Raw genomic sequence first — 3,250 nt, 5'->3', positions numbered from 1 at the left:
TGGGTGTTAGCCCATCGAAAAAGAAATATAATAGGTGGGTTCTAAAAATTGATTTATTCAAAAAAAATGATACAGTTTTAGGATTTGAATTGTTAGAACCTCTCTATAGTAAGATACCTTTTTGATATCCCGAGTATATTCGGGGAATAAAAAAAACAAAGCCCACGTTTTCAAACCTGAGCTTTGTTTATGAGTATTAATTTTGTATATTTAGGTTGTTTTTATAGGTTTCTTTTTTTCCCCGTGCTTTAAAACGATACTTGGTTTTATATGAGAAAGCTCGGATGAGAATACATATTTTTGAGCATTCCCTTTATAAAATACTTGACTCATGCCTTTGGATTTTACGGTAAGAATGTTATCAGCATGTATATAGGTTTTAGATTTTCCGTTAGCATAGATTTGTGCTGTCTGTGCTCTTAATGGGAAAGCGTTTATATCAGAGTTTCCATTTGCAAAAACAGAAAAATTATCTGTTTCCCCCCGTAAAAAGAGTGTTGCTTTTTGGTTTATATCCACAGATGTTTTTTGAGAATGGACATGAGCATAGAGTTTTGATATGCCTGATAGGGATATATCAAGGGTGTCTGTATAAAAATTATATATTTTTGCCACAGGTGCCTCATCCATTGTTATTTTTTTGAGTGTGGGGAGGGTAATATCTACAAAAATTTTATCTCTCTGAATAGGGACTTTGCTTTTTTGAGGCAGTATTTGTAGTTCTAAGGTGTTATCTTTTTTTTCTATTTTGAGATGTTCCAACATTTCTTTATTACTGGTAACAGAAATTTTTTCACAATATCCTTGTTGTATAGAAACGATGAATACTCCTCCTATTTTTATGTGGTCGTAATCTTTTATATGAAATTTTTTTACCAAATATACGGGTTTTTGATTTTCATGAGATTTGAAATTATTTTGAAAATTACTTTCGTAAGTATCCACATCCTCTTCTTCATGTTCATTATAATCTTGCTCGTTGGTATCTTGGATTTCATTTTTTAAGTTTCCTTTTTCATCAAAATACCATATGTTGTGGGTATTTTTATATTGTTTTTTAGAAAATCCATGGTCATAATGCAGGTATTTATGCAAAAATACTCCTGTTTTTTTATCTAATACTTTAAATTTTCTGTTATAAGGTATATAAAAAGTTATTTTTACTCTCTGTCCTCTATATTTTGCGCCGGGTTTATACCTCAATCCATCATCAAAATAAAAGATAGAATCTTTTTGAGTAATGGTATAGGAGGTCATTCTTGCATTCTCCCGAGCTGCGGAATCGCTTTTTCCTTGGGACTCTATTTCTATATAAGAACTCAAATAATCATTTTTACTGGGTTTTATTTCAAAACTTTCTATAAAAAACATATTGTTATCATCTTCGTCTTCTATACTAAAATCAAAAAAATGGTCCAGTTCATTTACTTTGAAATAGGTTATGTTTCCTTGCTGTGGATAGGTTTTTGTTTCTACTACAGAGTCCTCTTTTTTGAACTCTTTTACTATGTATGGAATAGAAGAACATAAGACCATAAGAGAAAAAAACCAAAGAATAATAAAAAACCATGATAGAAATTTGGGGATAATCCATTTATGTATGAGGCAACTAATCCCTGAAAAAAAGACCCCGAAAATAGGTATCATTATACATGAAAACAAAGCAATTATGAGCAAATAAGGGGTATCATTGAATAAAAAAATATCAATTTCGGGAACATTGTTATGGAGCCATCCTGTGTTAAAAAGTTCATAAGTAATCCCCCAAAATGTTCCAAAAACTACGGTAATTGCAAATATAGCTATGAAACTGCAAAATATAAGCCCCAATCCTATCAGAATACCAATTGCTCGGATAAAAGGTTTTCCTAATTTTCCAAGCCAATTAAAGATGGCTGACAATACACGAAATGGGAGCAAGAGTATGGTTGCCCATATACCATCTTTTTCTTTTTCTCCGATATTTTCTTTTATACGTGTTTCAATGTTAGAAAGGGTAATGGGGTCGCCTTTCATTTGCATTTTTTCTGTGACAGATTTGGCTTCAGGAGTAATAGCCCAAAGGATTATGTATGCTACAATCCCCACTCCACCTGCAAGGATAGAAAATACAAAAACCAATCTTATAATGATGACATCTACTCCAAAATAAGAAGATATACCGCTCGCCACTCCTGCAATAACTTTATTATCAACATTACGAAACATTTTTTTTATTTTATTTTCTTCTGTATTATGAGAAAGGGGTAGCACTATCCATAAAATAATATAGGTGATAAAAATGACAGAGCTCACCTGTGGAAAGATGAAATTTAAAAACAAAAGAGTGCAAAATAGCCGTACCCAAAGAGGATCTATTCCAAAATAATCTCCAACACCTGCACATACTCCTCCAATAATTTTTGCTTTATTATTTCGTGTCAGTTTTTTGGATGGAGGAATAGTTTGATTGTTTTCTTGATAATGTTTGTTTTCTTCTTTTTTATTTGCATGAGCGGTATCGGGTTCTTCTTCTCCTTCTGCTTTAAAATCTGCAATTGTTCCCATCTTTGTTATGAGGTTTTCTACATTTTCTAAAGTCAGGGCTTGTCTCTGAGAATCTTGAATATTTTGTGTAAATATTTCTGCAATACGGCTTTCTATATCTTCCACAATTTCTTTATTATCTTCATAGTGAGAAAAATAATCTGTTATAGAATCCAAATAACCTTTCAATTTTTCATATCCATCTTCTTCTATATAAAAAACACTGCCTCCAATAGTAATATTTATGCTTTTTTTCATTTTTTTTGTGTGATATTATGATTTATTAATATTTTTTTGAATAATAACTTCTGTGGAACTTACCAGCTCCTGCCATGTGTGATATAATTTTTGTAAAAATTCCAATCCTTTCTCTGTAATAGTATAATATTTCCGAGGAGGACCAGAATTGGACTCAATCCACTTGTAATCTACAAATCCCGCTTTCCGTAAACGGGTAAGGAGTGGGTAGAGAGTACCTTCCACTATCATAATTTTTGCAGAAGTGAGCTCTTGTAGCATATCTGAAGCATACACTTCACCTCTCGAAATAATGTGTAGAACACAAAATTCTAATATTCCTTTTCGCATCTGAACTTCTGTGTTTTCTAAATTCATCTTTTTGTTGTTATTTAAGTAAATAATAGGTTGATAGAGTAAATATAATACAATACTATTTATTCAATAGTATTACTTATTCAATAGTATTACTTATTCAATAGTATTA

2 protein-coding genes are annotated in these 3,250 nt (G+C 31.3%); both read right to left on the bottom strand.

All coding sequences use genetic code 11. From position 1 onward, the window contains the following. Nucleotides 1-210: 210 nt before the first annotated feature. On the bottom strand, nt 211-2,784 hold the full coding sequence (locus QM536_09695) for a PspC domain-containing protein (protein ID MDI9357282.1): 2,574 nt from the start codon (nt 2,782-2,784) through the stop codon (nt 211-213). A 15-nt stretch (nt 2,785-2,799) separates the two neighbouring features. Next, nucleotides 2,800-3,141, bottom strand: coding sequence for a PadR family transcriptional regulator (locus QM536_09690; GenBank protein MDI9357281.1), 342 nt, complete (start codon nt 3,139-3,141; stop codon nt 2,800-2,802). Nucleotides 3,142-3,250 lie beyond the last annotated feature (109 nt).

The organism is Chitinophagaceae bacterium, from assembly GCA_030053935.1.
Lineage (GTDB): Bacteria > Bacteroidota > Bacteroidia > Cytophagales > JASGCU01 > JASGCU01.
This window is presented reverse-complemented; position numbering and strand designations above follow the sequence as displayed.

What these genes read in the sequence shown, in the direction of transcription:
- QM536_09695 (MDI9357282.1), bottom strand. Translation starts at nt 2,784, where the DNA reads ATGAAAAAAAGCATAAATATTACTATTGGAGGCAGTGTTTTTTATATA.
- QM536_09690 (MDI9357281.1), bottom strand. Translation starts at nt 3,141, where the DNA reads ATGAATTTAGAAAACACAGAAGTTCAGATGCGAAAAGGAATATTAGAA.